2 protein-coding genes are annotated in these 2,170 nt (G+C 40.5%); both read left to right on the forward strand.

From position 1 onward, the window contains the following. Positions 1–15: 15 nt before the first annotated feature. A complete protein-coding gene (locus tag F6K38_RS40000) occupies positions 16–1,269 on the forward strand; it encodes a condensation domain-containing protein (RefSeq protein ID WP_287360427.1) in 1,254 nt (417 codons plus the stop codon). Between the two features lie 8 nt (positions 1,270–1,277). After that, the coding region (locus F6K38_RS40005; protein ID WP_287360425.1) for a condensation domain-containing protein at positions 1,278–2,170 on the forward strand (893 nt) is incomplete at its 3' end.

A 2,170-nucleotide genomic window follows, 5' to 3' on the forward strand; every position in this document is an offset into this window, starting at 1 on the left:
TAGCGTCACGATGCTCTGCGTTTGCGTTTCCATAAAAAAAGTGATTATTGGGAGCAAATCAATGTTGGTCGCTCAGAAAATATACCATTTGAGGTGGCAGATTTATCAAAACTCCTAGAAACTGAACAACTAAGCTTATTAGAACGGATAGCAACAGAAAAACAGGCTAGCTTAAACCTTACTGAAGGTCCAATAGTGCGACTAGTTTTGTTGAATTTAGCTAGCACAACAGAAGCGCGTTTATTAATCATCATTCATCACTTAGCAGTCGATGGTGTATCCTGGCGCATATTGCTGGAAGACTTATTTGAAGCCTACCAACAACTGGCAAAGGGAGAAACTATAAAACTGCCAGAGAAGACCACAGCTTTTCAAGACTGGGCAATGCGCTTGGTAGAATATGGGCAATCTCAAAAGTTACAGCAAGAGCTAGATTATTGGTTAAATCAGCCGTTGTCAAATCTAGCCTCCCTACCTGTTGATTATCCAGAGGGAAAAGAGGAAAACACTGTAGGCAATACTGTAAATGTTACCAAAAGTTTGAGTAAGGAGGAGACAACAGCTTTACTACAAGAAGTACCCTCAGCTTACAACACTCAAATCAATGATGTATTGCTGACTGCTCTAATTCTGAGTTTAGCGGAGTGGATGGGAACAGAAACGGTTCTGATAGACTTGGAGGGACATGGACGAGAAGAATTATTTGCAGGTGTAGATTTATCGCGGACAGTAGGGTGGTTTACCAGTATATTCCCGGTATACCTAAAGCGCTCACCAGGAGATATTGGGGAGGTACTAAAGTCGGTAAAAGAACAGTTGAGAATGATTCCTGAACGTGGTATTGGCTATGGTATTTTGCGGTATCTCAATCAGGATGAAAAAATCCGCAGTCAATTAGCAGAACTGCCACAAGCAGAAATCAGTTTTAACTACCTGGGTCAGTTTAATAGCAGTCAATCTCAACAGATGAGTTGGCAGGGAGCTTGGGAGTCGGCAGGACTCAATCACAGTCCTCAAGGAAGTCGTGTCCATCTATTGGATATTAATACTTTGATTGTAGAAGGTCAGTTGCAAATTACCTGGACTTACAATAGTTGTATCCACAAAGATAGGACGATCGCCAATCAGGTACAGAAATACATTGAGGCTTTGCAAAATTTGATTTATCACTGTCAGTCACCAGAGGCTCAAGGATTTACTCCTTCAGATTTTCCAGCAGTTGATTTAACTCAGCAAGAACTTGATGACCTAATAGCAGAAATTAATTAATATTAGCAATGGTAAGATCGCAAAAATCTCAAAAAAACAAAAATATTGAATCGCTCTATCCCCTTTCTCCTATGCAAGAAGGGCTACTATTTCACACCCTTTATGACAACAATTCTAGTGTTTACTTCGAGCATATTGTACTCACAATCTCTGGCCAAGTTAATCAAGAGACCTTAAAAAAGTCATGGCAACAAGTAGTACAACGACATGGAGTTTTACGTACCATGTTTGTTTGGGAGGGTCGTAAACAACCTTTACAAGTGGTGAGAAAACAGGTAGATTTACCATGGAGCTATTTAGATTGGCAAGAGTTGTCCTCAACAGAGCAACAGCAAAAACTAGAAACATTTTTGAGAGAAGACCGGGAGAAAGGTTTTCAACTGAATAAAGCACCTCTGATGCGATGTATATTGATTAGGCTAGGGGATCAAACTTATAAATTAATTTGGAGTATCCACCATATCCTGATAGATGGTTGGTGCTTTCCCATAATTGTCAAAGAGGTTCTGAGTTACTACGAATCTTTTAATCAAGGTAATAGATGTAATTTACCACCTGTACGTCCTTACCAAGATTATATTCTCTGGCTACAGCAGCAAAATAAAGCAGAGGCAGAAGAGTTTTGGCGACGAAGTTTGCAAGGCTTTACAGTTCCCACTCCTATAGTAGAAGAGAGAACTCAACAAGAGGGAATACAACATTCTTCCTCTCATCAAGCAGAACAACTTACTTTAGGAGTAAAAACTACCAAAGCTCTCCAATCCTTAGTTCGTCAGCACCGTCTGACTATTGCTACCCTAGTTAACGCAGCTTGGGCTTTGTTACTGAGTCGCTATAGTGGGGAATCAGAGGTATTATTCGGAGTAACGGTCTCTGGTCGTCCTGCTAATTTGTTGGGAGA

The organism is Moorena sp. SIO3B2 (assembly GCF_010692525.1).
In the GTDB taxonomy this organism is placed as follows: domain Bacteria; phylum Cyanobacteriota; class Cyanobacteriia; order Cyanobacteriales; family Coleofasciculaceae; genus Moorena; species Moorena producens.